Origin of the sequence: Oceanobacter sp. 1_MG-2023 (assembly GCF_030689025.1) — a bacterium.
Classification (GTDB): domain Bacteria; phylum Pseudomonadota; class Gammaproteobacteria; order Pseudomonadales; family Oceanobacteraceae; genus Oceanobacter.
In genome coordinates, this window is the sequence record NZ_JAUYWA010000006.1 from 57,602 (window position 1) to 83,272 (window position 25,671).

Here is a 25,671-nt window from a genome sequence, read left to right on the forward strand (position 1 = left end):
ATCAGGCACCGGGACGTTTGATCTCAATGTTGTCTTGTGCCCATTTGCGGTAGCTGGCGATATTGGCACGAGCTGCCCGATTTTCAAGCAGGCCCTTCTCTTCAGCGCTGACCGTCAGATCGGCCAGATCATCTACCTGTATATCATCGACCCGCACAACGGCAGCACCGCCCTGTACGTCCACTACTGCTACGACACCTTGCTGCAAGGCAAATGCTCTGGACTGGGCTTCGCGAGGAAGATCGGTCGTCTGGTCATAAGTGACTTCGACAGAAGTCCAGGCATCGGATTCTTGCTCTCCTGCGGCGATTTGAGCGGCAATGGTGTCGGCCAGTTCTGAGGCTCTATCACGCTTGAGCAGGTTTTCAACTTGCTGGCGGACAATTTCCAGAGGCAATGTTCGGGGTTCTTCATGTTCAGATACAGCAAACACATAGACTCCCTGCTCTGTTTCAACCAGCTCACTCAACTCCCGATCCAGCAACAGGTTTTCTGCAAACGCCTGTTGGCGCACAGCATCATTAGCGGCCAGTCCTTCACCAAAATCACGAGTAAACAAGCCCGATTCCTGAACTGTCAGACCCAGTACCGCGGCAATCTCATCCACAGAGTCTGATGAAAACGCCAGATTGCTTAATTCTTGCGTTTGCTCAGCGATACGCAGCCCGGCTTTTTCGTTACGAATGTACTCGGCCAGTTCATCGTGCTGCTGTTCAAAAGTGTCCGATTCCGACGCCTTGACATCAAGCAACTGGATAATGTGGTAACCAAACTCAGTTTTTACCGGCTCGGAAATATCCCCTTGCTGCATCGCAAACAGAGCCGTTTCAAACTCCGGCACAAAGGTACCGTGACTGATATAACCCAGATCACCCCCACTGCTGCCACTGGCAATATCATCGGAACTGGTTTGTGCCAGTTCGGCAAAATCAGCACCAGCATCCAGTTCTGCTTTCAGTTCATTTGCCTTGGCCAAGGCTTCTTCACTGGAACGCTCATCACTGACTTCAACCAGAATATGACGGGAACTGCGTTGTTCCTTGGCGGATAGCTCATTCAGGTAATCATCGTAAGCGGCCTTGATTTCATCCTCAGAGACCTCTTCTGCGGCGGCCAGTGCTGCGCGGTCAAAACCGACATAACGAATACGGGCCTGCTCTGGCGATTGGAAGCGGGAACTGTTGTCATCGTAGTAGGTTTGCACGTCTTCATCAGAGAGTTCGATGTCATCCATCAAATCCTGGGCACGAATTTCAACATAGGAAACCGTGCGCAGCTCTCCGTTCAGCATGGCGCTAAGGCGAGTTTGATATGGCGTCGGAATGGACGTCATGGTCAATGCTTGCTGTGCCTGGTTTACTTTCAGATCTTCGCCCAAGCTGGCTCGAAATGTCAGCGGCGTCCAGCCGTTCATACGCAATACGCTGAGAAACTGTTCCTTGTTGAAACGGCCGTCCAGTTGAAAAGCCGGAATATTGACAATAGCCTGATCAACCACGCTGGTGGAGGCATACAGACCAAAGCGATCAGCCTGTACGGCGTCAACTCGCTGCTGGATCAGCTGATCAAGCGCTGATTCACGTAACAACTGGTCATTAAACAGGTTTTCATCAAATTGCTCGCCAAACTGGCGGCGCAAGTTGGCCTTTTGCTGCTCAATCAGTCGCTGGATATCAGGCTCCAGTATCTCGACACCACCGACTTCGGCGACTGGCGTTTCGCCAGAACCAATATTGACAATGCCTTCAACACCCCACAGGGCGAAGACAAGAATAATAAAAAATACGATGACCTTGGCAATAATGCCTTGGGCACTATTACGCATTGTTTGTAGCATGCTTCCTCCGGGTATTCGCTACAGCAACATAAAAAAAGCGCATCCAGGATGCGCTCTTTTATCTGGGTAGGTAGTACAACAAGGTAAAAACCTGCTGTAACTACCCTGTCCGGCATGCCAGACCGCCTTGCCAGTCAGTGTGTCAAATCATTCTGACAGCTTAGTTAACGGCATCCTTAAGCGCTTTCCCTGGCTTGAATCCAGGCACTTTGGCAGCCTTGATCTGAATTGGTTCACCGGTTTGAGGGTTGCGGCCTGTACGTTCTGCGCGCTCTTTCACCGAAAATGTACCGAATCCAACCAGGGCAACCTGATCACCGTCTTTTAGCGCAGTACCAACACTTTCTATCATGGCATCCAGTGCGCGACCAGCAGCTGCCTTTGGAATATCAGCTGATGCGGCAATGGCGTCGATTAATTCGGACTTATTCACACTTTTCCCCTCACTCTGTGTGCAATATTAGATTCTTGTTATGCGACTGGGCGATCGCTACAGGAAATTAAAGAGCGTCGATTTATACCAACTGGGTTATGCACCGTCAAGCAGACTCAGTGCGTCTTTGGGCGAGAACCCTCGTCCTTGCTGACGCTTGCATCATCTGTCGGAACAATTGGTGCCGAAACACCATCAGGGCTTGACTCAAGCGCCAAATCCAGAACCTCGTCGATCCAGTCTACAGCAACAACCGTCAGGTCTTGCTTGATATTTTCCGGTATATCCCTGAGGTCTTTTTCATTCTCTCGAGGAATAATAACCGTTTTGATGCCTCCACGATGCGCGGCCAGCAGCTTCTCTTTCAAGCCACCAATCGCCAGCACCTTGCCGCGCAGGGTGATCTCCCCTGTCATGGCAACTTCAGCCTTAACCGGAATGCCGGTCAATACGGATGCCAGTGCGGTTGCCATGCCGATCCCGGCACTGGGGCCGTCTTTCGGAGTAGCGCCTTCCGGTACGTGAACATGGATATCGTTCTTTTCAAAAAACTCGACATCCGCTTTCATGCCAGGGGCGCGACTTCTGACGACCGTAAGGGCCGCCTGAATGGATTCCTGCATCACGTCACCCAGCGAGCCGGTCTTGATGATCCGTCCCTTGCCAGGAGTGGCCGCCGCTTCCAGTGTCAATAATTCGCCACCGACCGATGTCCAGGCCAGTCCGGTTACTTGTCCAACTTCGTTACTGGCTCCAGCCAGGCCGTAGCTGTATTTGGTAACACCGAGGAATTCTTCCAGCAACTCTTCGGTAATCACGCAGGTAGCGGTTGTCTGGCTCAGCATATTGGTCTTGACTACACGGCGACAAAGCTTGGCCAGTTCACGTTCAAGCCCTCGCACACCCGCCTCACGGGTGTAGTGCCGGATAATGCTGCGCAACTGTGATTCTGGCAGCTCAATCTCATCGGCTTTAAGGCCGTTTTGCTTGATCTGCTTTGGCAACAGGTAGCGCTGGGCAATATTCACCTTCTCAGCCTCGGTGTACCCTGGAATACGAATGACTTCCATACGATCCAGCAAAGGCCCGGGAATATTCATGCTGTTGGATGTGCAGACAAACATGACATCCGACAGATCATAATCCACCTCAAGGTAGTGATCTGCAAATGTGTTGTTTTGTTCTGGGTCCAGCACTTCCAGCAAGGCAGAAGCCGGGTCACCGCGGTTGTCCATCCCCATTTTGTCGATTTCATCCAGCAGGAACAAGGGGTTGCGCACACCAACCTTGGTCATGCGCTGGACCAGCTTGCCTGGCATGGAGCCGATATAGGTACGGCGATGGCCACGAATTTCAGCTTCATCCCGAACACCACCCAAAGACATGCGGGTAAACTGCCGGTTGGTCGCCCGGGCAATGGATTTGCCCAACGAGGTTTTACCAACACCCGGCGGGCCCACCAGACACAGGACTGCACCTTTGACCTTTTTGACGCGATTCTGGACCGCCAGGTATTCAAGGATGCGTTCTTTGACTTCTTCCAGACCGTAATGGTCGGCATCGAGGATATCCCGGGCGCGAACCAGGTCATGATTCAGTCGTGAACGTTTTTTCCACGGCAGATTCAGCAACCAGTCCAGGTAGCCCCGGACAACGGAAGCTTCAGCCGACATCGGTGACATCATGCGCAGTTTGCGTAATTCTGCTTCGGCCTTTTCCTTGGCTTCTGTGGTCAAGCCAACCTTTTCAATTTTTTCGGTCAGCTCATCAAACTCATTGCTGCCGTCTTCCAGATCACCGAGTTCTTTCTGGATGGCTTTCATTTGCTCATTCAGATAGTACTCGCGCTGGCTTTTTTCCATCTGTTTTTTTACGCGACCACGAATCCGCTTCTCGACCTTGAGCAGGTCGATTTCAGATTCCATCAATTCCATCAGGTGCTCAACCCGCTCTTTGGGGTCGAACATTTCCAGCACAGCCTGTTTCTCTTCCAGTTTGAGAGAGATATGGGCGGCAATGGTGTCACTCAGACGGCTGACATCCTCAACACCGGAGATGGTGGAAAGCACTTCACTGGGTACTTTTTTGGACAGCTGTACATACTGCTCAAAGTGCCCGGTCAAGGAGCGGGTCAGTACTTCGTTCTCGCGTTCATCCGGGATGCGTGTTCCGGCTGGTACAACCTGGCCACGGAACAAGTCACTCTCATCGATCAGACGTTCCAGTGAGGCACGCTCTTCACCTTCAACCAGCACTTTGACAGTGCCGTCAGGGAGGCGAAGTAGCTGCAGGATGGTGGCTACTGTTCCAACGCTATGGAGCCCTTCAATGCCAGGGGCATCATCAGAGGCGTCCTTCTGGGCAATAAGCATGATGCGTTTGTCGCCCGCCATCGCTTCTTCCAGAGCATTGATTGATTTTTCCCGCCCCACAAACAAGGGAATAACCATGGCGGGAAAGACCACTACGTCACGCAGTGGCAAGAGAGGTAATACTTCTTGATTCATCAGATTAGGTCTCTGCTACAAAGCAATATTCTGAGAGTGGGGGTTGTGCCCGTTAAAAACAAGCAACAAACAAATAAAAAGGAGCCAATGGCTCCTTTTTATTGTTTTTCAGGAAAGTGTTAATCGCTTTCTGAAGAGGCCATGGCGACATCGCCACTCTCATAAATCATGATGGGTTCAGCGATACCATTAATAACGCTATCTTCGATAACAATCTTGCTGATATCCGGTTCAGAAGGCACTCGGTACATGGTCTGCAACAAGGCTCCTTCCAGAATCGATCGCAATCCTCGCGCGCCGGTCTTTCTTTCCATTGCGCAATTGGCAATGGCATCGAGAGCCGAGTCGCGAATATCAAGCTCTACTGATTCCATCTCAAACAACTTCTGGAATTGACGAACCAGTGAATTTTTTGGTTCGGTCAGAATCCGGATCAAGGCATCCTTGTCGAGTTCATCCAGCGTTGCCACAACCGGCAAACGGCCAATAAACTCAGGAATCAAACCAAATTTAACCAGATCAACGGGTTCTACTTCGCGTAATGCTGCACCAATTGATTTCTGGTCTTCCTTGCCTTTAACGGTAGCCACAAAGCCAATGGAACTACGCTCAGACCGATCCCGAATAATTTGATCCAGTCCGGCAAAGGCTCCTCCGCAAATAAACAGGATATTGGAGGTGTCCACCTGTAGAAATTCTTGCTGCGGGTGTTTTCGACCACCTTGTGGCGGCACGGATGCAACAGTCCCCTCGACGAGCTTCAGTAATGCTTGCTGAACCCCCTCGCCTGATACATCACGTGTGATTGACGGGTTGTCGGATTTACGTGAAATCTTGTCAATCTCATCGATATACACAATGCCTCGCTGGGCGCGCTCAACATCGTAGTCACACTTCTGCAGTAATTTCTGAATGATGTTTTCTACATCTTCGCCCACATAACCCGCTTCTGTCAGTGTAGTGGCATCAGCAATGGTAAATGGTACATTCAGCAAGCGAGCCAGTGTTTCTGCCAGCAATGTCTTGCCGCTGCCCGTTGGGCCAATCAGCAGGATATTACTCTTGGATAGCTCAACATCGCCCTTCCCTTTGCCTTTACCTTCACCAAAGCGCAGACGCTTGTAGTGATTGTAAACCGCCACAGCCAAAACCACCTTGGCTTTATCTTGACCAATAACGTATTCATCCAGAGTCAGACGAATTTCCTGTGGCGTAGGCAGGGTGTCAGAACCGCCCTTGTTATCGGTCTCCTGGACTTCTTCACGAATAATGTCATTACACAAATCAACACATTCATCGCAAATAAACACCGAAGGCCCGGCAATCAGCTTGCGCACTTCATGCTGACTCTTACCGCAAAACGAACAGTAGAGCAGCTTGCCGCCGTCTTCGCCTTTGCCTTTAGTATCGTCGGTCATTCGACTGCCTCATTCTGGTACATAGCATTCATATATAGGTGCACAATGGTCGAGTTTCAAGCCTGTCGGCCATCGTTTGGTCAATTTTATTGACCTCGATGGGTCAAAACCTTGTCAATAAGGCCATATTCAAGTGCCATATCGGCAGTCATAAAGTTGTCGCGCTCGGTATCCGCCGCAACTGTCTCGTATTTCTGGCCAGTATGATGCGCCAGAATGCTGTTGAGACGTTCCTTGGTATGCTGGATATTGCGAGCATGAATTTGAATATCCGTTGCCTGACCCTGGGCACCACCGCTTGGCTGGTGAATCATTACCCGTGAGTTCGGCACACTGTAGCGCTTGCCTGCTGCCCCGGCAGCCAGCAGAAAGGCTCCCATGCTACAGGCCTGGCCAATAACCATGGTGCTGACGTCCGGCTTGATAAACTGCATGGTGTCATAAATCGACATGCCAGCAGAAACCGAACCACCCGGTGAGTTGATATACAGGTGAATATCTTTGTCCGGATTTTCAGACTCAAGAAACAGCAGTTGAGCCACGACCAGATTGGCCATGTGATCTTCCACAGGCCCTACCAGAAAAATCACCCGCTCCTTCAGCAAACGGGAGTAGATATCGTAAGAGCGCTCACCGCGAGCAGACTGCTCTACTACCATAGGAACCAGGGCATTCTGGATCACTTCCGATCCCTGAGTGAATTGGTCATTCATAAAATTACTCCCATACAAAACCAGTATCGAACCATCATTACAAAAACAGCCGCTATGTAGCGGCTGTTTTTGAGTGTAGCCATTGGAGACGAATCTGTCAGTCCCCAAGATACCAACTATTACATTGCTTGGTTGGCATTGGCAGCGCGAATAACGTCTTCGTACGAGGTTTCAACCACGGAAACGGTAGCAGCCGCTAACACTTTTTCGATCAATTGATCTTCCAGAGCCAATGATTGGATCTGTGATTTTTGTTCAGCATTGCTGGAGTAATACTCACGAACCTGTTCAGGGTCCTGGTAAGTAGAAGCAATTTCTTCAATCAGCTCAGCGACTTTTTCATCGGATGGCTTCATGTCGGCGGCTTCAATAGCAGCATTCATCAACAGACCAACCTTGACGCGTTGTTCAGCCTGGCCTTTGAAAATCTCGGCAGGCAGTTGTGAGGCATCCATTTGACCGCCAAACTGCTTGACTGCCTGCTGGCGCAGACGATCAATTTCCTGGTCAATCAGAGGGGTTGGTGCATCAACTTCGTTGCTGGCAACCAATGCATCGATCACTTGTTGCTTGGTCAGAGTACGCAGAGCACGTTTCAATTCGCGATCCATATTGGTGCGAATTTCAGCGCGGAACTCGGCTTCATCAGCGGTTTCTACGCCGAAGGTATTGAAGAAGGCTTCGTTCATTTCAGGCAGTTCGCCCTTCTCGACTTTTTGCACAGTGATCTTGAATTGTGCTGGCTTACCCTTGAGCTCTTCCTTGTGGTAATCGTCAGGGAAGTTCACATCAATGGTTTTTTCATCGCCAGCGACAAAGCCGACAATTGCAGCCTCAAAACCTGGAATCATGGAGCCAGATCCCAAAGTCAGGGTGTGGCCTTCAGCTTTGCCACCCTCGAATGCTTCACCATCGACAAAGCCTTCAAAATCGATAACAACACGATCGCCATCTTCAGCAGCGGCATCGGTTTCTGTCCAGGTGGTGTTTTGTTGACGCAGGGTCTCCACCATTTTTTCCATATCGTCATCGGATACGGTGGCTGTCTTTTGCTCAATGGACAGCTCAGCAAAATCACCCAGAGCAACTTCTGGATACACTTCGAAGGTTGCCTTGAACTCAAGATCCTTGCCGTCTTCGTTTACCACAGGTTCAAAACTGGGCATTCCTGCCAGCTTGAGCGCTTGCTCCTGCACAGCCTGAAAGAAAGACTGCTGCATTTGCTGGTAGACAGCTTCATAACGCGCTTGCTGACCAAACATACGTTTGATCACTGCAAGAGGAACCTTGCCCGGACGAAAACCATCAATGCGACGACCTTTGGCCAGCTTTTTCAGCTCTGCTGTTACTTTTGGTTCTACTTCCGCAGCAGGAACGCCAATGGTCATACAACGCTGAAGACCACTGGTTGTCTCGATGGACACTTGCATAGATGCCTCTCAGATAAAGTGTTTTTTACGATCACTACCGGAAAATACCGGTCGCCGATTCAGAAAGCCGCGGAGTATAACGCAAGCCAGAGGACGAATAAACGAGAGAAAACAAACCACTGCAAATTGCAGAAACAAAAAAAGCAATCAGCAAGAGTACTGGGACAATAAAAATACAGAGAAAGAGCCTGAAGGCAGAAAGCAGCGAAGAGCAACTGACCCAAAGGTGTCGATACGAAGAAGCTGACAGGAAGAAGAAAAGACAAACAAGACTTGAAAATGGGGTGGCCGACGGGGATCGAACCCGCGACAACAGGAATCACAATCCTGGACTCTACCAACTGAGCTACGGCCACCATATCATGCTCGGGATGCTATTGGCGCACCCGGCAGGGCTTGAACCTGCAACCCCCGGCTTAGAAGGCCGGTGCTCTATCCAATTGAGCTACGGGCGCATGTCCATCTAACCTTCGAGATTAAATGGTCGGGGTAGAGAGATTCGAACTCCCGACATCCTGGTCCCAAACCAGGCGCGCTACCAGACTGCGCTATACCCCGTCACACTACTTGCAACAGTCAGTGTTTTGCCGACCCTCCCAAGTGGCTGCGCATATTATAGATGACCTGCCAGCAGGTCAACCAGAATTTGAAAATATTTCGATAAAACAAATACTTCACTGCTTTTGGCGAGAAACTGCCTGATAACTGATCAGTCATTTAGCTGTCGCTTTGTTTTCCCTCGTGGGCGTGAGAAAATTGCAACAGATACATCTCTACAACAGGTTTTTCATTTCATGACCGCACAACTGATTGACGGTAACGCCAGAGCGGAAGCTATCCGCACGCACATCCAGCAACAGGTTACCGAGCGCCAACAGCAAGGCAAACGCCTGCCAGGGCTGGCTGTTATCCTGGTAGGAGAAGATCCCGCTTCTCAAGTGTATGTCGCCCACAAACGCCGGGACTGCGAGCAGGTTGGTATTGCCAGCAAGGCCTATGACCTGCCAGCAAGCACCACGCAACAGGAACTGCTGACACTGATTGAGCAGCTGAATGACGATGCCACCATCGATGGCATTCTGGTGCAACTCCCCCTCCCCGATGGTTTGCGAGCCGACGAGATTCTTGAACGCATCGACCCAACCAAGGATGTCGACGGCTTTCATCCGTTTAATATGGGTCGCCTTGCCCAGCGCATCCCCCTGCTCCGCCCTTGTACTCCAGCGGGTATTATTGATTTGCTCGACAGCACTGGCAAAAAACTGGCGGGCATGCACGCGGTTGTCGTGGGGGCATCCAATATCGTTGGGCGACCAATGGGGCTTGAATTATTATTGCGTGGCTGCACCGTTACTACTTGCCATCGCTTTACCCAAAACCTAGAGCAACACGTACGCCAGGCCGACTTGTTGGTGGTTGCCGTTGGCAAGCCCGGTATTGTCGATAGCGAATGGATCAAGGAAGGGGCAATCGTGATTGATGTGGGCATCAATCGCACACCAGAAGGCCGCTTGATTGGTGATATTGAATTTGCCGAGGCCGCCAGCCGTGCGTCATACATCACCCCGGTTCCGGGCGGTGTGGGGCCAATGACACGCGCCAAACTACTGGAAAACACCTTGTTTGCCTGCGAAAACCTGCATACCTGAGGCCGTTACAGACGCTCCCTGCCAGACAGCCCATACAGTAAACAAGAAACACAACAGCCCGGACATGCCGGGCTGTTGTGTTCATCAGGATCGCTATCAGACGTGAAGGATCAACAGATCAGGCTGTGGTCGACTACTGCTTGATCCAGGTCGTTCCTTCCGGCCCATCTTTCAATACGATTCCCTTGGCAGCCAGCGTATCCCGCACCGCATCAGCCGCGGCAAAGTCCTTGGCTTTCTTGGCATCCAGTCGCTGCTGGATCATGGTTTCAATCCAGTCGGCTTCATCTCCAGCACCAGCCTGGAAAAAATCTTTCGGCTCCGACTGCAAGCACCCCAAAACCGACCCCAGATAACGTAATTGCCCGGCCAGTGCTGCCTGCTCTGCCCCCTCGGCCTTATTAATGGCCCGCGCCAACTCAAACAGCACGGCAATTGCTTCCGGGGTGTTGAAGTCATCATCCATTGCTGCATGAAAACGTGCAGAAAAATCATTTTCCACATCTTCGATAGCACCAACCTCAACTCCATCCAGGGCATTATAGAATCGCTCCAGACGAGTGTGTGATTCCTTCAGGCTCTCTTCGCTGTAGTTGATCGCACTGCGATACTGGCTCGACAGCAGCAAAAAACGCACAACTTCAGCAGGGTACTTGTCGAGAATTTCGCGGATTGTAAAAAAGTTACCCAATGACTTGGACATCTTTTCACCATCAACCCGCACCGCCCCGGCATGCATCCAGGTATTGACGTAATGCGCTCCATTGGCGGCCTCGGACTGGGCAATTTCGTTTTCATGGTGTGGGAATTTCAGATCTGGCCCTCCACCATGAATATCGAAGGTATTCCCCAGGCAGCATTTGGACATGGCAGAACACTCGACATGCCAGCCAGGGCGGCCGATCCCCCAGGGTGACTCCCAGTGTGGCTCGTCCGGTTTGGCTGACTTCCACAACACAAAGTCGAGAGGATCCTGCTTGTGTTCGTCAACACCGATCCGCGCACCCGCTTCCAGTTCATCCAGTACCTTGCCCGACAACTTGCCATAGCCGTCGAACTTGCGTACCGAGTAATACACATCGCCATTGGCTGCAGGATAGGCAAAGCCTTTGTCAATCAGGGTCTCAATCAGGGCAACAATATCGTCGATATGGGCTGTTGCACGTGGCTCCGCATCGGGCATTTCGATCCCGAGTGATGCGGAGTCCTTATGCATCTCATCAATAAACCGCTCAGTCAGCACATTGAATGCTTCGCCATTTTCATTGGCCCGAGTGATGATCTTGTCATCGATGTCGGTGATGTTGCGAACATAGTTGACTTCAAAGCCACGATGGCGCAAATACCGCGCAATCACATCAAAGGCAATCATCACCCGGGCATGGCCCAGGTGACAGTAGTCGTAAACTGTCATGCCACAGACGTACATGCCAACCTTTCCGGGCACCAGGGGTGTAAACACCTCTTTTTGACGGGTCAGGGTGTTGTAAACGGACAATGTCATAACAGGGTTTAATCCTTTTTCAGTTCTTTGTCTTCACGCAGGCCAATCGTCAAGTTAAACACAGGCGCTGCAGCGGTATGATCTTTCTGGTCAGAAACGTAATACCCTTCACGTTCAAACTGGAAGTGCGTTTCAGGGGCAATGGATGCCAATGCCGGCTCAATCCAGCCATGCACAACCGTCAGTGATTCCGGATTGATCAGCTCCATCAGATCGCCTTCAGCCTTGTCTGGCGTTACATGGGTAAACAGCCGCTGGTACAGGCGCAATTCAGCTTGTACGCCGTGACTCGCCGAGACCCAATGCACAACCCCTTTGGGCTTGTTGCCGTCTTCAGGGTCCACACCCAGAGTGTTTTCAATCAGCTGGGCGCGTACCAATACAACCTGTCCGGCGTCGTTTTTCTCGTAATCCGTGGCTTCAATTACATAGCCATGACGCAGGCGAATGCGCTTGCCGGGGGTGAATTTCTTCTTGAACTTCTTGCTGTACTCTTCCTTGAAGTCGTCTTGATCAATAAACAACTCACGAGTAAAGGGCATTGCGCGACTGCCCAGATCCAGCTCCTGGTGGTAGTCCGCACTCAGCATTTCCAGATGATCTTCGGCAAGATTCTCAATTACCACCTTGAGTGGATTGATCACACACATGGCTCGCGGCGCATGACGATTCAGGTCATCACGCACGGCATGTTCCAGCATGGCGACGTCGACCAGACCATCGGAGCGGGTAACACCGATCATATCGCAGAAATTACGGATGGAACGCGGGGTAAAGCCCCGGCGACGCATACCTGAAATGGTTGGCATGCGTGGGTCATCCCAGCCACTAACGATCTGGTTATCAACAAGTGCTTTCAGTTTACGCTTCGAGGTAACGGTATAATCAAGATTCAGGCGACCAAATTCATACTGTTTTGGCTCTACCGGTACCGGCAGATGGGCAATAAACCACTCGTACAATGGCCGGTGATCTTCAAACTCCAGCGTACAGACGGAATGCGTCACGCCTTCAATGGCGTCCGACTGACCATGGGTAAAGTCGTAGGTCGGATAAATACACCACTTGTCCCCGGTCTGATGATGGGACACCTTGCGAATACGGTAGATGATCGGGTCGCGCAAGTTCATATTGCCCGAGGCCATATCTATTTTGGCACGTAACACACAGGCGCCTTCGTCAAATTCACCCAGCCGCATTTTTTCGAACAGCGCCAGGTTTTCATCCACACTGCGCTCCCGGTACGGGCTGTTTTTACCCGCCTCTGTCAGGGTGCCGCGGTACTGGCGTGCCTCTTCTGCGCTCAAGTCACACACATAGGCATTGCCGGTGCGAATCAGATGCAGCGCCCACTCGTGCAGCTGATCAAAATAATCTGAAGCGTAGTGGATGTCGCCCTGCCATTGAAAGCCAAGCCATTGCACATCAGCCTTGATGGCATCGATAAACTCCTGGCTTTCCTTTTCCGGGTTGGTGTCATCAAAACGCAAATTGCAACCACCGCCAAACTGCTCCGCTACGCCGAAATTCAGGCAGATGGATTTTGCATGACCAACATGCAAATAGCCGTTGGGCTCGGGTGGAAAACGGGTAACCACCCGTTGTACTTTGCCACCGGCGAGATCTTCTTCAATGATTTTGGCAACGAAGTTGTTACCACGAGCAGGAGCGTCTGTCATAACCACCTTAAAGCAAAAAATAATTGGCTCGCAGGGCGCTGCAGCCACCAGAATGGCATTTCCTCATGCCAGACAAGCATTTGCAACGCTGTAAGCCCGTAAAAAAGGCGCTATTATACGCACCCGAACACGCATGTGTTACACGAATTCATACGTATCACGCTCCAGTGATTCAACAACCGGAAGACAGTTATATGATTCTGCTTAAAACCAACTTCGGCGATATCAAGATTGAGCTGAACCACGAAAAAGCCCCGATAACAGCAGCCAACTTTGAAAGCTATGTCAAAGACGGTTTTTATGACGGCCTGATTTTCCACCGTGTCATCGATAACTTTATGGTTCAGGGCGGTGGATTTACGCCCGGCATGACCGAAAAACCGGAAGGCAAGGAACCAATCAAGAACGAAGCAGACAACGGCCTGAAAAATACCACCGGCACACTGGCCATGGCTCGTACCATGGATCCTCACTCCGCCAGCAGCCAGTTCTTTATCAACGTCAAGGACAATGACTTCCTGAACCATACTGGCAAAAACATGCAGGGCTGGGGTTATTGCGTATTCGGCGAAGTCGTCGAAGGCATGGAAGTGGTCAACCGTATCAAGGCGGTTGAGACCACCAACAAGCTGGGCCATGGTGATGTACCAGTCGAAGACGTTTTGATCGAGAAAATGGAAATTATCGACTAATGGCTGTCTATTTCATCTCCGACCTGCACCTGACATCAGAAAAACCCGCCATTACTGCCGGTTTTTTGTCGTTCATCAACCAGTTGGTCGATGCCGAGGCCTTGTATATTCTGGGAGATTTTTTTGAGGTCTGGATCGGGGATGATATTGCTACCGGGCTGACTCGCCAGGTAGAGCAGGCGCTGGCGGCATTAAGCCAGCGCCATTGCGCCGTTTATATCATGCATGGTAATCGCGACTTCCTCATTGGTGCTGACTTCTGCCAGCGCACCGGTAGTCAGCTGCTGGATGAGTACGCCACCATCACACTGGGCAATGCACCCATCCTGTTACTTCATGGTGACAGTCTCTGTACCCGTGATCTGGAATACCAACAGGTGCGGCACATGTTCCGCAACCCGCAATGGCAACAGCAATTCCTCAGCCAGAGCATCGACGAGCGTATCGCCTTCGCCCGCCAGGCGCGCGAGCAGAGTCAGAAAAGCGGCCAAATGAAAGACAATGACATTATGGATGTCACCCTCTCCGAAGTAGACAAGGCGCTGGACGATGCCGGGGTCGATATCATGATTCATGGCCATACCCACCGCCCCGCCACCCATGAGTGGCAACACCAGGGCAAATGGCGACAACGCTGGGTACTGGGAGACTGGAGTGAACAAGATGGCTGGATGATCCGCTGGAGCGAGGACGATGGCCTGGTGCTAAAACAGTTTCCGCTACGGCTTGCTATCCAGTAACGGAACATACCCAACAGCGGTACACCTTGCCCAGTCCAGACCTCACGCGCCGAAGATCTGTGGCTCGGGTTCCAACCTGACCCCAAAACGCCGCCATACCGAATCAACCACGGCCTGTTGCAATGCCTGCACCTGTACCAGGGTGGCGGTTTCCGGGGCAGTCAATACCAGTGCTTGCTGCTGATGCATACGGACCGGCCCCAATGATTTCCCTCTCCAGCCACACTGATCAACCAGCCACCCCGCCGCCAGTTTTCGTTGTTGTGGCAAGCGAGCGGAATAAACCGGCAAGTCTGGGTAACGGGATTTCAGACCATCAGCGACAGCGGTCGATACCAGTGGGTTTTTGAAAAAAGATCCGGCATTGGGTAGCTGCGCCGGATCGGGCAAGCGGGATTGTCGAATAGCACATACTGCAGCAATCAGGTTCTCTGGCGTCATTCGACCAGCAACACAAGCCTGCTCTGCTGCCCACTGGGCCAACGGCGTATAAGAAAGGTTGGGCGAAAACTGTCGCTTGAGTGCAAACACCACCCGTACAACAATAAAATCATTGGCCAGTTCATGGCGAAAAATGGAATCCCGATAATCAAACCGGCAGGCCTGACGGGAGAGAATACGCCACTGCCGCGTACTGATCTGAAAGCCTTCAACCTGCTCGATCAATTCAGCGACTTCCACGCCATAAGCACCAATATTCTGTACCGGCGCGGCACCAACAGTACCGGGAATCAGTGCCAGATTTTCCAGCCCATGGCCAAACGTCGTACTGTTTAATACCCAGTCATGCCAATTCATGCCAGCATCAACGGCGACGGTCAGTGTCTCTTGAGTACACGTACGAACCGTGACAGCGGTCATCGCCGATTGTAATACCAGTCCATTAACTTGAGCCGGCATCAGTACATTACTGCCGCCGCCAATCATGCGAATGGGGAGCTGGTGGCTAGCCGCCCATTCCATGTGCTCCAACAGATCGGAAAGATCGCCAAAACGAGCAAAAAATTCGCTGCGCCCCGGTAAAGCCAAGGTGTTCATGGCCGACATATCCACGTTGGCGCAAATCAAGAGACAAGCCCTGACTGCCGTCGAATCTCTGCCAGCAAGCCTCGACAGCCATCTTCAACCATGTCCAGCACCTGGTCGAAGCCATCATCTCCGCCATAATACGGATCCGGCACATCCAGCAACGGAGTATTGTGCGCAAACTGTAAAAACCGGGATGGCGTTGTCACTATAGCGCCATCAGTCTGTAAGCCTTGTTGTTCCCTGGCGAGCTGTTGCAATTCGACCAGGTTGGCACTGTCCATCGCCAACACATAGTCAAACACCTGCAGGTCTTCAGCGATCACTTGCCGTGCTTTCAGTACCGACAGGTTATACCCGCGGCCAGCCGCGGCACTGATTGCCCGCGAATCCGGACACTTGCCGATATGCCAGGCAGCCGTACCAGCTGAGTCTATGCGCACTCGATCGGATAATCCGGCGTTATCCACCATTTTCTGGAAAACGCCGTGAGCGGTCGGTGAACGACAAATATTACCCAGGCAAACAAATAGCACCGACAGTTGTGGTGTAGCCGTCACGGTCATTATGGCTGGGCAGTCGTGGCTGATTGGGATTTGTCGAGCTTTTCGTCAACCGACAGACGGCGAGCTTCACCTTCAAGCATAACCGGCACACCATCAACAATAGGGAAAGCCAGGCCATCGAAGGTGCATAACAATTCTTGTGCTTCAGCATCGTATTTCAGCTTGCCCTTGCACAGTGGGCATACCAGCATCGCCAGTAGTTGTTTATCCATGGTATTTCTCTCCCCAGGTTGTCAGCAAGGTATCCAGAGCCTGCCGGGTAGAACGGTCAGGCACTGCATCCACCGGTACGTACCAGCAATTTTCAGTTACAAAGGACTGGCATTTTACCCAGTCCTTTTCGGTCATCACCACCGGCTTGTTATCGTCAAAAGCCAGATCATTCGCAGTAAAAGGATGATGATCCGCAAACGGGTGTTCAAGGGGTGTCAGGCCCAGCTGTCGCAAAGTATTGAAAAACCGTTCCGGGTGGCCAATCCCCGCGACGGCGTGAACCTCTTCATTCGCCAAGGTTAGCAGATCCATACGCTCAGCCGTGATCGCATTAATCATCGCCAACGGTTGCAGCACGAAATCCTTGCCGTTCACAATCACCCGATCGACACTGTCGAGCCGGGTTTCAGGTTCACGTAATGGCCCGATAGGTAATAACCAGCCGTTACCAAAACCCCGTTCGCCATCAACAACAACCAGCTCGGCGACTCGTGCCATGGCGTAATGCTGCAGGCCATCATCACTCAATACCAGGTCGACCTTGCCAGCCAGATAGTCAACCGCCCGTTTGCGCTGGGGATCAACCACCACGGGGCATCCCAGGCGCTCAAACAGTAATTTTGGCTCATCGCCGCATTCACTGGCCGGGGTATCTTGCCGCACTTCCAAAGGGTAGTTGTCCGTCTCACCGCCATAACCACGACTGACAATGCCAACACGCATATTCATTTCCTGGGCGCGATTAGCCAACCAGATGATCAGAGGGGTTTTGCCAGTACCACCCACACTGATATTGCCCACCACGATCACAGGGACCGCCGATGACAGGGGTGGCAACAGCGCATAGAAAAAGCGCCGCAACGTAACGGCCAGCCAGAACAGCCCTTGCAGTGGCAACAGCCAGATATTGAATAACGGCGACCGGTACCAGTGGCGCTCGATCCAGTGCGCCAGGCCATTGGTCTGCTTTACGCCATCAGACATGCTTGCCTTCCGAGCCGAACTGCATCAGATACAGCTGCGAGTAGATGCCGCCCTGCTCCAACAGCTCCAGATGCGTGCCGTCTTCAACCACCCGCCCGCTGTCCATTACCAGAATCCGGTCGACATGTTCAATCGTACTGAGGCGATGGGCAATGACAAAGGTGGTGCGCCCTTTCATGACCTCTTCCATGGCGGCCTGAATATGGCGCTCGGAACCGGTATCCAGTGCCGAGGTGGCTTCATCCAGAATCAGCACGGGGGCATCCTTCAGAATCGCCCGGGCGATTGCAATACGTTGACGCTGGCCGCCGGACAGCAATACGCCATTTTCACCCAGGCGGGTATCGTACCCGTTGGGCAATTGCTCGATAAACTCATCCGCATGGGCAGCTCGCGCCGCCGCCAGCACCTGCTCATCGGTATACTGCCCGGCCCGGCCATAGGCAATATTGTCACGCACCGAGCCGTCAAACAAAGTGACCTGTTGGCCGACAATGGCGATTTGCCGCCGCAAGCTGTCCAGAGTCAGATCCCGCAGATCAATACCATCCAGACGAATAACGCCGTCACTGACATCATAGAAACGAGGCAGCATGTTCACCAAACTGGTTTTGCCACTGCCCGATTTACCAACAATCGCCACCGAGGTGCCCGCTGTGATATCGAGACTCACCGATTTAACCGCAGGTTCCGCCGCTCCGGCATATTGCAAGACCACGTTTTCCAGCGACATGATGCCATTGGCCCGATCGATTGTCTGGGTGCCGGTATCGCGCTCTTCATCCGCATCCAGCACCGTGAAGATGGACTCTGCGGCGGCCAGGCCGCGCTGCACCATGGCATTGATATCGGTCAACGCCCGCAATGGCTTGGCAATCAGGGAAGCAGCAGTAATAAACTGGAAAAAGTCTGCACTGGTCATGGAGCCGGCAGCCACGCGCTGGAACATGACAAAAATCATCACCCCCAACCCGATTGATACGATCTGCTGGGTCAACGGCACACTGATGGCGTTGGTCAGCTCAAACTTGAGCGCCTGCTTGCGATTGTATTCGCTGGCGGCAGTGAACCGGCTGCGTTCATAGTCAACGCCACCAAAGGTACGCACTTCGCGATAGCCCTTGATGCTGTCGTTAGTAACCTGGGTGACATCCCCTACCGACTGCTGCACCCGACGGCTGTAACGGCGGAAAAACCGGCTCGCCAGCCCGACCACCGCAACAATAAACGGTACCAGCACCAGAAACACCAGTGTCAGGGTGTAATCCAGATAAATCAGGTAGCCCATCAGGAAAATGACCGTCAGACCTTCCTGGATCAATGTCGTCAGGGCTCTGGTTGAAGCACCCGACACCTGATCCACATCAAAGGTGACCCTGGAGATCAGGCGGCCACTGGATTCACCATCATAAAAGGCGCTTGGCAGCCGCGTCATTTTACCAAACAGTTCGACCCGCAAGGAGTGAACAACGTTACGGCCGACAATGGCGATAAAATACTTGCCCAGAAACGTACCGACACCCCGATAAAAGAACGTCCCCATCAGCAAGCCGATCAACAGCAGGATTTTCTGCTCGGTCGGGTCACGTAAGGTTTCTTCAACCAGGCCCATCAAATGTGCCAGTACCGGTTGTGCCGAGGCGTATAATGCCAGCCCCAGCACACTGATCAGAAATGCGCCCTTGTGAGGCCAGACATAACGTAACAGGCGCTTGTAGAGTGTTTTGACGTCTTGCTGTTTCAGTGCCTTGTCCGCCGGATTACGCTCAGGATCAACTGCCATTGCTTGGCTGCCTGGTGGTAATACTGATATTAACCAATCCCAACTGCCCCGCTGCATCCATCGCCTTGACGACCGATGCATGTGTCGCGTTGGCATCGGCAGTAATAATCAGTGGTGCGGTCTTGCGGCCATCAAGCACCTTGAAAATCGCCCGTTTCAAGGTTTCCAGCTGCTGATTGATCAGCTGCTGTTCATTGACGGAATATTCGCCGGTGGCAGAGACCACGACCTCGATCGATGCCGCTGGTACAGCCTTGTCACTGGCAGCGGCTTCAGGCAAATCGATACTCAGGTGGCTTTCCTGGGTAAAGGTGGTCGACACCATAAAAAAGATCAGCAACAAAAAAACAATGTCGATCAGAGGCGTCAGGTTAACCGCCACCTCTTCTCGCTGCTGGCGTTTGAAATTCACTGACTGGCCTCTGAATTATCTACCACTTCCCGATCACCATGAAGAACATCGACCAGCTTGATGGATTCCTGCTCCATAAACACCACAATGTCATCGATTCGACGCTGCAACATGCGATGACACACCAGCGCGGGTATCGCAATCATCAGCCCGGCCGCGGTTGTCACCAGCGCCTCAGAGATACCACCGGCCAGTACACTGGCTTGCCCGGTGCCCTGGATCATGATTTCCGAAAACACCTTGATCATACCGATCACCGTACCCAGCAAACCCAGCAGCGGTGCAACCGCGGCCACGGTGCCCAGGGCATTCAGATAGCGCTCCAGAATATGAATTTCCTGGGAAGCCACTTCCTCGATGCTCTCTTTCATGATTTGACGACCATGGCGAGAATTTACCAGCCCGGCAGCCAATACCCGTCCCAGCGGGCAAGACTCCTGCAGTTCGCGAATACGCTCGGCATTCAACTGCTTGTTTTTCATCCATGACCAGATTTTGGCCAACAAATCAGGAGGCGCAACCTGTACTACACGCAGCGTCCAGAAACGCTCAACGCTGATGCCTAATGCCAGTACCGAACACAGAATGATTGGTACCATCATCCAACCACCGCTCTGGATGATCTCAAACATGCACAGTCTCTCCATAAGTCAATTTGCGCGCTACTCTAGCACAAGCCCAGAGCTTGCATAAGACCATCGCCACCACCATCACAACAGCCTGAAACCCCTGTCACATCTCCGACAGAGCATTGCCCACAGCCGAATCGAACAGTTTTTATCCAACCAGCGGATATCACCGGCAACACCAGCATCAGAGTTGACGCCAGGGCGGTGCCCAGCCATCCCGGACAGCCGTCACCGTACCGGTCTGATCCATACGGATTGCGCCACGATCAATGGTGGATAGCCAGGGGATACCCAGACGCTCCAGACGCTCAATCACGCTGATCGATGGATGCCGGTAACGGTTGTTGAATCCGGCAGAAATCCACACCTGCCCTGGCGCAACCTGCTGCAAAAACAACCGGGAGGAGGAACTGGCACTGCCATGGTGGGACGCAACCAGCACATCGGAGCGCAACTCGCTGCCATAACGTGCGACCAATGCCTGCTCCGCCAGCCGGGAAATATCCCCGGGCACCAGAACCCGCCGCCCGAACCACTCAAGCTGCAGCACACAAGAGGCATCATTGTCGTTATCGTGAAGATGTTCAGCCGTACGCAAGAAACGAAAACGCACAGCCATCGGCTCGACAAAACCTGTCGACGCGGTGGTGGGAACATTCACAGACCATAAACGCCAGCGATCATCCCCATGACAGGTTTGCACCGACGCCAGGGGCCACGTCAGCCCGGCATCCCGAATCAAGGGACGATAAGCGGCTGGCGGCTGACCCAGCCAGATACGCGCGTTATGGCCATTAAAACCACTGACGTTGTTGGCTCGCTGTTGTAACCAGATATTCAGACCGCCAGCATGATCCGAATCGCTGTGGCTCAGCACCAGGTCGGTTACTGCAGGATTCCCCAGACGCCGCAAAGATGGCAACAGCATAAATTCGGCAGCACTGAATTCAGGACCAAATGAAGCACCCAGGTCATACACCAATGCCTTGCCGCCGGCACTGACCACCAAGCTCTGCCCTTGCCCCACATCCAGCAAGCGTACCTGCGGTGGGGCCGGTGCATGCCAACCCGGGGGAGAAAACACCACCGCCAGCGCCACACTTATGACCAGAAAGGACAACCCGGGCCGTAACCCCAAATACACCAGCAGCATCAACAACAGCACTGCAGCCAATATCGTGTCGGGCAGAAACGTTACAACCGGCAAGGGCCACTCAAGCGCCTGCTCCAATCCGAGCCACCAGATAGCATCCAGCTGTTCCATTGCAGCGACAGCCCAGTCCACAGGCCAAACCAGCAACAAAAATGACAGTGGCAACATCACCAGCCCCAGTACAGGGATAGCAATTGCGTTACACAGTAAATGCACCCACCCCACCGCCTGCCCCCACCACAGCATCAAAGGCAACAAGCCCAGAAATACCAGCCATTGTGGTAGCCATAATCCCTGCCACAGATTAACCCGTCGGCCACCCAGAAATAACAATAAGGACGCCACTGCCATCATCGAAAAACCGAAACCTGCGGAGGTAAACATCAGAGGATTGACCAGCAGCACAATAACAAAGGCATAAGACAGCGCGGCCACCGGTGCCAGTCGACGGCGCAAGCCCATCACCAGCAACACAACCAGCAACATAATCCAGGCCCGCTGCAACGCGATGCCCGCCCCGGCCAACAGCGCATACACAAGACACACCGTAGCGATCCATATGCCGCTGCCCCACAAGCGTCGCCCGGCATTTATTTCATACACAGGTGCCAACAAGCGGACAACCAGACCCATCAGCAAACCACACACGCCAGCGACCAAACCCAAATGCAGGCCACTCACCACCAACAGATGCAAGGTGCCGGTATCCCGGGCCAATTGCCAGTGTCGCGGACTGAACGCATCCTGAATACCAAATACCAGGCCTGCTACCCAGCGGCGGCCAGACGCTGAGGGAATATGCTGCAGTCGCTCCAGACCGTACTGCCGCCATTGTGTCAGCAAGGACACCTCTGGTGCTGCGTTATCTATCGCTATACCAGAGGCCGCAATCGAGCGGATATAACCACGGCCATCAATGCCCTGGCGCAACATCCAGGCTTCATAATCAAAGGGCAAGCCATTGGCAAACCCCCGAATGGCTCGCAAACGGACCTGGGCGCGCAGTGTATCGCCCACCTGCAACACAGGTTCGGCCTGGTAATAACCCAGGACCAGACGTCGTAATGGCGGCAACTGCTGATCTCCAGCCAAGCCATCCAGCGGATGCTGCTGTATTACAGCAACGGTAACTTTCTGATAACCATCAGCCGGTTTGTCATGTCTGTTTTTATCGGCGGCTGGTGACGTGGAGGCATGGCTCGATACCGCTTGCAGACTATCGCCTTCCCGGGCGATCACCTCCAGCACCAGCTCGACATCGGTACGATCCAAAGACGCAGGCAAGCGGTGCTGGAGCTGCAAAGACAACCAGAGTTGGCCATAGATACTGGCGAATGACATCACGGCCAGCGCAACCAGCCAGCGAACCGTTATTCCAGTACGACACGAATGACTCGTCCGCTGCAGAAGCCATAGAAGAATCCAGATTATCGCGAAAAAAAGACCGCTCCAAGGAACCATAACCCCCAGAATGATGCCGGCACCCGCCGCGACACATAGATGTTGCATTGCCACTCCCTGGCAGAATCGGCATAATCGCCGCGCATTCAAGCAACGGCGGCTCTCATGCCAAAGAAACTTCTCAAACGCATTTTTCCGACACCGGAACAGGTCCAGGCCAACAAGTCACTGCAGTTCCTGTCCCCGCTATTCGCCAAACCGAATTTATGGCATCTGAATCGTCGTTCAGTGGCCAGAGCTTTTTTGGTCGGGCTGTTTGCTGCGTTTCTGCCGTTACCATTTCAAATGGGCATTGCCGCCCTGATTGCTTTTTATGCCAATGCCAATATGCCGATTTCTGTGGGGCTGGTGTGGATCAGTAATCCGCTGACCATTCCCCCTATTTTTTACACGACCTATCTCTTTGGCACCTGGATTCTCAACACACCCTCACGAGAATTTCATATTGAGCTATCACTGGACTGGGTGCTTACTGAGCTGACCCAGGTCTGGGAACCGCTGATCGTTGGGTCACTGACCACCGGGATCGTGCTGGGTGTCGCCAGTTATTTTATTGTTGACTGGAGTTGGCGCAAGCATGTTTGGGACAACTGGAAAAAACGCGCCGCCCGAGTACCAAAAGTGGTCAAAGAGGTGGTAACCGGCCACCACGAGCATCACAACCAGCCTCCGGAACAGGACAGCGACGATCGCCGCAACAGCAACGACCAGTCTTGATATCAGCCCATCACCGGGTCCACGGATACCAGCGTCTGCTCTTTCAGCCGCAAACACCGGTCCATACGCCGCGCCAATGATTCGTCGTGGGTTACCAGTACAAACGCGGTATCCACCTGTTTAATCAACTCCAACATCACAGCTTCAACCTGGGCCGCGGTTTGCTGATCAAGATTTCCTGTCGGCTCATCCATCAACACCAGCTTTGGCCGATTGACAATCGCCCGGGCAATAGCAGTTCGCTGACGCTCACCACCGGACAATTCCGATGGCTTGTGATCACAGCGCGACGCCATTCCCAGACGCTCCAGACACTCCCGCGCCCGTTGTTCCGCAGCCGCCGTCGCCACGCCAGCCAGCAGCTGCGGCAACATCACGTTTTCCAGCGCCGAAAACTCCGGCAACAGGTGGTGAAACTGATACACAAAACCAATGCTCTGGTTACGTAAACGGGTACGGGCTGCTTCACCCAGCGCATGAACATCTTCTCCCCCCAACAGTACCTGCCCTTCATCCAGAGAATCCAGCCCACCCAATACATTCAACAAGGTGGTTTTGCCAGAGCCGGACGACCCCACAATCGCCAGGGTTTCACCGGCGCCCAGCTCAATATCCACCTGTTTCCAGACGGTGACCGACTGCGGGCCACTGGTGTAAGTCTTGCGTAACCCCTTCGCCACCAGAATCGGATTATTCATAACGTAACGCCTCCGCAGGCTGAATCCGGGACGCGCGCCAGGATGGATAGAGAGTGGCCAGAAAACTCAACAGTAACGATGCCGATACCACCACCGCAACATCACTCAACAGCAACTGGGACGGCAAATATGAGATGAAATACACATCGGAGCTGAGAATCTGAAAACCAAATAATTTTTCTGCCCAAGCGACCAGATCCGAAATAGACAACGCCGCCACCACACCCAACACGGTGCCAAGCAACACCCCCACAATACCGATCGATAACCCCTGCACCATAAAGATCGCCATAACGGTACGCGGCTTGGCACCCATGGTACGTAAAATGGCAATGTCGGCTTGCTTGTCAGTCACTACCATCACCAGTGTCGAAATAATATTAAACGCGGCCACTGCCACAATAATCAGCAGCAGCAAACCAATCATGGTCTTTTCCATGCGGATGGCTGAAAACAGATTTCCCTGGGTGCGGGTCCAGTCACTGCCGGAATAACGGCCGTCAAGATTATTGACCAGTTGCCAAATCAAATCCGGGGCATCAAACAAGTTGGTAAACTTGATGCGTAACGACTTGGCCTCACCGTCCAAACGCCCCAGTTTGGCAGCATCCTGCAAATGCACCACCGCCAGATTGGAATCCAGTTCTGCACCCACAGAAAACAAACCAACGACCGTTAATCGCCGCACCCGTGGAATCACTCCCGCCGGGCTAAAGGTCGCTTCCGGCAGCATCAAGGTCAGCTTGTCACCGACCACCACACCGAGGCTGCGAGCCAGCAAATCACCCAGCAGCACCCCATACTCACCGGGCTGCAAATCGGTGATTGAGCCAGCGGTCATATGATCAGGCAAAATCGATACTCGTGACTCAGCCTCTGGAGCGACCCCCGTGACCATCACCCCCTTGACCCGACCATTCACTCCCATCATGCCCTGCAGTCGTGTCAGCGGTGCGCTCGCTTCAACGCCGGGGAATTGCTCGACCCGAGCCGCCAGCGCTTGCCAGTCCTGAATACCACCGGCCTCATACAACACGCCATGAGGCACCATCCCCAGAATGCGTTGCCGTAACTCCCGATCAAAACCGTTCATCACCGACAGCACCAGAATCAACACCGCCACCCCCAGGGTCATACCGACCATGGAAGACGCCGAAATAAACGAAATAAAGTGATTGCGGCGCTTGGCCGACAAATAACGCAACCCAATGCCCAGTGGCAAACTGCCCGGAGACAACGACATAATTAATCTGTTCCTGTAACCCGAAAGACATCTGAAGGCGCGGCTGCCACTCAGAGAGGCGCAAGTTTGCCCGAGACCGGCGACAAAGGCGAATCTCACCCTGTACCCGACCGCAAAAGTTGCGATAATCGCGCCACTGAGAACCCGGCCAACCGCCAGAGTTCAGCCCTGTTTGCTTGTTGCC

Annotated in this window: 22 protein-coding genes and 3 tRNA genes; 4 read left to right on the top strand and 21 right to left on the bottom strand. The window is 52.9% G+C overall.

Going from position 1 to position 25,671, the window contains the following annotated elements; genetic code table 11:
- Position 1 precedes the first annotated feature (1 nt).
- From Q8W22_RS05970 to Q8W22_RS06010, 9 genes are all read right to left on the bottom strand, one after another.
- Positions 2–1,837, bottom strand: coding sequence for a SurA N-terminal domain-containing protein (locus tag Q8W22_RS05970; protein ID WP_305451813.1), 1,836 nt, complete (start codon positions 1,835–1,837; stop codon positions 2–4).
- A 160-nt stretch (positions 1,838–1,997) separates the two neighbouring features.
- The gene (locus Q8W22_RS05975) at positions 1,998–2,270 is read right to left on the bottom strand and encodes an HU family DNA-binding protein (protein WP_303431622.1); all 273 of its coding nucleotides are present in this window, start codon (positions 2,268–2,270) and stop codon (positions 1,998–2,000) included.
- A gap of 116 nt (positions 2,271–2,386) precedes the next feature.
- Complete coding sequence (gene lon, locus Q8W22_RS05980) at positions 2,387–4,777, bottom strand: endopeptidase La (RefSeq protein ID WP_303431623.1); 2,391 nt, start codon at positions 4,775–4,777, stop codon at positions 2,387–2,389.
- A 119-nt stretch (positions 4,778–4,896) separates the two neighbouring features.
- Positions 4,897–6,195 carry an ATP-dependent Clp protease ATP-binding subunit ClpX gene (gene clpX, locus Q8W22_RS05985; protein WP_303431625.1) on the bottom strand — a complete coding sequence of 433 codons (1,299 nt, stop codon included), beginning with the start codon at positions 6,193–6,195 and terminating at the stop codon, positions 4,897–4,899.
- Between the two features lie 86 nt (positions 6,196–6,281).
- Positions 6,282–6,908 carry an ATP-dependent Clp endopeptidase proteolytic subunit ClpP gene (gene clpP, locus Q8W22_RS05990; RefSeq protein ID WP_303431627.1) on the bottom strand — a complete coding sequence of 209 codons (627 nt, stop codon included), beginning with the start codon at positions 6,906–6,908 and terminating at the stop codon, positions 6,282–6,284.
- 119 nt (positions 6,909–7,027) lie between these two features.
- On the bottom strand, positions 7,028–8,338 hold the full coding sequence (gene tig / locus Q8W22_RS05995; RefSeq protein WP_305413273.1) for a trigger factor: 1,311 nt from the start codon (positions 8,336–8,338) through the stop codon (positions 7,028–7,030).
- A gap of 280 nt (positions 8,339–8,618) precedes the next feature.
- Positions 8,619–8,694: transfer RNA gene (locus Q8W22_RS06000), tRNA-His, on the bottom strand.
- Positions 8,695–8,716: 22 nt separating this feature from the next.
- Positions 8,717–8,793: transfer RNA gene (locus tag Q8W22_RS06005), tRNA-Arg, on the bottom strand.
- A 26-nt stretch (positions 8,794–8,819) separates the two neighbouring features.
- Positions 8,820–8,896: transfer RNA gene (locus tag Q8W22_RS06010), tRNA-Pro, on the bottom strand.
- A gap of 236 nt (positions 8,897–9,132) precedes the next feature.
- Here Q8W22_RS06010 and folD point away from each other — a divergent pair.
- Complete coding sequence (gene folD, locus Q8W22_RS06015; protein WP_303431631.1) at positions 9,133–9,987, top strand: bifunctional methylenetetrahydrofolate dehydrogenase/methenyltetrahydrofolate cyclohydrolase FolD; 855 nt, start codon at positions 9,133–9,135, stop codon at positions 9,985–9,987.
- Between the two features lie 133 nt (positions 9,988–10,120).
- Here folD and cysS read toward each other — a convergent pair whose 3' ends face one another.
- Entirely contained in the window at positions 10,121–11,491 is a 1,371-nt protein-coding gene (gene cysS / locus Q8W22_RS06020; RefSeq protein ID WP_305451814.1) for a cysteine--tRNA ligase, read from the bottom strand.
- Positions 11,492–11,499: 8 nt separating this feature from the next.
- Positions 11,500–13,170 carry a glutamine--tRNA ligase/YqeY domain fusion protein gene (locus tag Q8W22_RS06025; protein ID WP_303431633.1) on the bottom strand — a complete coding sequence of 557 codons (1,671 nt, stop codon included), beginning with the start codon at positions 13,168–13,170 and terminating at the stop codon, positions 11,500–11,502.
- 194 nt (positions 13,171–13,364) lie between these two features.
- On the opposite strand from Q8W22_RS06025, the gene Q8W22_RS06030 reads away from it, so the two are divergent.
- Together Q8W22_RS06030 and Q8W22_RS06035 are read left to right on the top strand one after the other, a co-directional pair.
- Positions 13,365–13,862 carry a peptidylprolyl isomerase gene (locus Q8W22_RS06030; RefSeq protein WP_303431634.1) on the top strand — a complete coding sequence of 166 codons (498 nt, stop codon included), beginning with the start codon at positions 13,365–13,367 and terminating at the stop codon, positions 13,860–13,862.
- Positions 13,862–14,602 (top strand): UDP-2,3-diacylglucosamine diphosphatase, encoded by a 741-nt coding sequence (locus Q8W22_RS06035; protein WP_303431635.1) that lies wholly within the window; start codon positions 13,862–13,864, stop codon positions 14,600–14,602. Before Q8W22_RS06030 ends, Q8W22_RS06035 begins: the two co-directional genes overlap by 1 nt.
- Before the next feature lie 42 nt (positions 14,603–14,644).
- Here Q8W22_RS06035 and murB read toward each other — a convergent pair whose 3' ends face one another.
- The 8 genes from murB to Q8W22_RS06075 all read right to left on the bottom strand — a co-directional run bounded on the left by murB (position 14,645) and on the right by Q8W22_RS06075 (position 22,877).
- Positions 14,645–15,649 carry a UDP-N-acetylmuramate dehydrogenase gene (gene murB / locus Q8W22_RS06040; RefSeq protein WP_305451857.1) on the bottom strand — a complete coding sequence of 335 codons (1,005 nt, stop codon included), beginning with the start codon at positions 15,647–15,649 and terminating at the stop codon, positions 14,645–14,647.
- A 17-nt stretch (positions 15,650–15,666) separates the two neighbouring features.
- A complete protein-coding gene (locus Q8W22_RS06045; RefSeq protein ID WP_303431636.1) occupies positions 15,667–16,194 on the bottom strand; it encodes a low molecular weight protein-tyrosine-phosphatase in 528 nt (175 codons plus the stop codon).
- Complete coding sequence (locus tag Q8W22_RS06050; RefSeq protein ID WP_303431637.1) at positions 16,194–16,406, bottom strand: Trm112 family protein; 213 nt, start codon at positions 16,404–16,406, stop codon at positions 16,194–16,196. The genes Q8W22_RS06045 and Q8W22_RS06050 overlap by 1 nt, the downstream gene beginning before the upstream one ends.
- Positions 16,399–17,391, bottom strand: a complete 993-nt coding sequence (gene lpxK / locus Q8W22_RS06055) for a tetraacyldisaccharide 4'-kinase (RefSeq protein WP_305451815.1) — start codon at positions 17,389–17,391, stop codon at positions 16,399–16,401. The genes Q8W22_RS06050 and lpxK overlap by 8 nt, the downstream gene beginning before the upstream one ends.
- The gene (gene msbA, locus Q8W22_RS06060; RefSeq protein WP_305451816.1) at positions 17,384–19,174 is read right to left on the bottom strand and encodes a lipid A export permease/ATP-binding protein MsbA; all 1,791 of its coding nucleotides are present in this window, start codon (positions 19,172–19,174) and stop codon (positions 17,384–17,386) included. Before msbA ends, lpxK begins: the two co-directional genes overlap by 8 nt.
- Positions 19,164–19,586 carry a biopolymer transporter ExbD gene (locus Q8W22_RS06065; protein ID WP_303431641.1) on the bottom strand — a complete coding sequence of 141 codons (423 nt, stop codon included), beginning with the start codon at positions 19,584–19,586 and terminating at the stop codon, positions 19,164–19,166. The genes msbA and Q8W22_RS06065 overlap by 11 nt, the downstream gene beginning before the upstream one ends.
- Positions 19,583–20,218, bottom strand: coding sequence for a MotA/TolQ/ExbB proton channel family protein (locus Q8W22_RS06070; RefSeq protein WP_303431643.1), 636 nt, complete (start codon positions 20,216–20,218; stop codon positions 19,583–19,585). Before Q8W22_RS06070 ends, Q8W22_RS06065 begins: the two co-directional genes overlap by 4 nt.
- 181 nt (positions 20,219–20,399) lie before the next feature.
- Positions 20,400–22,877 (bottom strand): DNA internalization-related competence protein ComEC/Rec2, encoded by a 2,478-nt coding sequence (locus Q8W22_RS06075; protein WP_370694164.1) that lies wholly within the window; start codon positions 22,875–22,877, stop codon positions 20,400–20,402.
- A 57-nt stretch (positions 22,878–22,934) separates the two neighbouring features.
- On the opposite strand from Q8W22_RS06075, the gene Q8W22_RS06080 reads away from it, so the two are divergent.
- Positions 22,935–23,546, top strand: a complete 612-nt coding sequence (locus Q8W22_RS06080; RefSeq protein WP_305451817.1) for a DUF2062 domain-containing protein — start codon at positions 22,935–22,937, stop codon at positions 23,544–23,546.
- A gap of 2 nt (positions 23,547–23,548) precedes the next feature.
- Here Q8W22_RS06080 and Q8W22_RS06085 read toward each other — a convergent pair whose 3' ends face one another.
- Positions 23,549–24,244, bottom strand: a complete 696-nt coding sequence (locus Q8W22_RS06085) for an ABC transporter ATP-binding protein (RefSeq protein ID WP_305451818.1) — start codon at positions 24,242–24,244, stop codon at positions 23,549–23,551.
- Positions 24,237–25,487 (bottom strand): lipoprotein-releasing ABC transporter permease subunit, encoded by a 1,251-nt coding sequence (locus tag Q8W22_RS06090; protein WP_305451819.1) that lies wholly within the window; start codon positions 25,485–25,487, stop codon positions 24,237–24,239. The genes Q8W22_RS06085 and Q8W22_RS06090 overlap by 8 nt, the downstream gene beginning before the upstream one ends.
- Between the last annotated feature and the right edge of the window lie 184 nt (positions 25,488–25,671).

What these genes read in the sequence shown, in the direction of transcription:
- Q8W22_RS05970 (WP_305451813.1), bottom strand. Translation starts at nt 1,837, where the DNA reads ATGCTACAAACAATGCGTAATAGTGCCCAAGGCATTATTGCCAAGGTC.
- lon (WP_303431623.1), bottom strand. Translation starts at nt 4,777, where the DNA reads ATGAATCAAGAAGTATTACCTCTCTTGCCACTGCGTGACGTAGTGGTC.
- clpX (WP_303431625.1), bottom strand. Translation starts at nt 6,195, where the DNA reads ATGACCGACGATACTAAAGGCAAAGGCGAAGACGGCGGCAAGCTGCTC.
- clpP (WP_303431627.1), bottom strand. Translation starts at nt 6,908, where the DNA reads ATGAATGACCAATTCACTCAGGGATCGGAAGTGATCCAGAATGCCCTG.
- tig (WP_305413273.1), bottom strand. Translation starts at nt 8,338, where the DNA reads ATGCAAGTGTCCATCGAGACAACCAGTGGTCTTCAGCGTTGTATGACC.
- folD (WP_303431631.1), top strand. Translation starts at nt 9,133, where the DNA reads ATGACCGCACAACTGATTGACGGTAACGCCAGAGCGGAAGCTATCCGC.
- cysS (WP_305451814.1), bottom strand. Translation starts at nt 11,491, where the DNA reads ATGACATTGTCCGTTTACAACACCCTGACCCGTCAAAAAGAGGTGTTT.
- Q8W22_RS06025 (WP_303431633.1), bottom strand. Translation starts at nt 13,170, where the DNA reads ATGACAGACGCTCCTGCTCGTGGTAACAACTTCGTTGCCAAAATCATT.
- Q8W22_RS06030 (WP_303431634.1), top strand. Translation starts at nt 13,365, where the DNA reads ATGATTCTGCTTAAAACCAACTTCGGCGATATCAAGATTGAGCTGAAC.
- Q8W22_RS06035 (WP_303431635.1), top strand. Translation starts at nt 13,862, where the DNA reads ATGGCTGTCTATTTCATCTCCGACCTGCACCTGACATCAGAAAAACCC.
- murB (WP_305451857.1), bottom strand. Translation starts at nt 15,649, where the DNA reads ATGTCGGCCATGAACACCTTGGCTTTACCGGGGCGCAGCGAATTTTTT.
- Q8W22_RS06045 (WP_303431636.1), bottom strand. Translation starts at nt 16,194, where the DNA reads ATGACCGTGACGGCTACACCACAACTGTCGGTGCTATTTGTTTGCCTG.
- Q8W22_RS06050 (WP_303431637.1), bottom strand. Translation starts at nt 16,406, where the DNA reads ATGGATAAACAACTACTGGCGATGCTGGTATGCCCACTGTGCAAGGGC.
- lpxK (WP_305451815.1), bottom strand. Translation starts at nt 17,391, where the DNA reads ATGTCTGATGGCGTAAAGCAGACCAATGGCCTGGCGCACTGGATCGAG.
- msbA (WP_305451816.1), bottom strand. Translation starts at nt 19,174, where the DNA reads ATGGCAGTTGATCCTGAGCGTAATCCGGCGGACAAGGCACTGAAACAG.
- Q8W22_RS06070 (WP_303431643.1), bottom strand. Translation starts at nt 20,218, where the DNA reads ATGTTTGAGATCATCCAGAGCGGTGGTTGGATGATGGTACCAATCATT.
- Q8W22_RS06075 (WP_370694164.1), bottom strand. Translation starts at nt 22,877, where the DNA reads ATGCAACATCTATGTGTCGCGGCGGGTGCCGGCATCATTCTGGGGGTT.
- Q8W22_RS06080 (WP_305451817.1), top strand. Translation starts at nt 22,935, where the DNA reads ATGCCAAAGAAACTTCTCAAACGCATTTTTCCGACACCGGAACAGGTC.
- Q8W22_RS06085 (WP_305451818.1), bottom strand. Translation starts at nt 24,244, where the DNA reads ATGAATAATCCGATTCTGGTGGCGAAGGGGTTACGCAAGACTTACACC.
- Q8W22_RS06090 (WP_305451819.1), bottom strand. Translation starts at nt 25,487, where the DNA reads ATGTCGTTGTCTCCGGGCAGTTTGCCACTGGGCATTGGGTTGCGTTAT.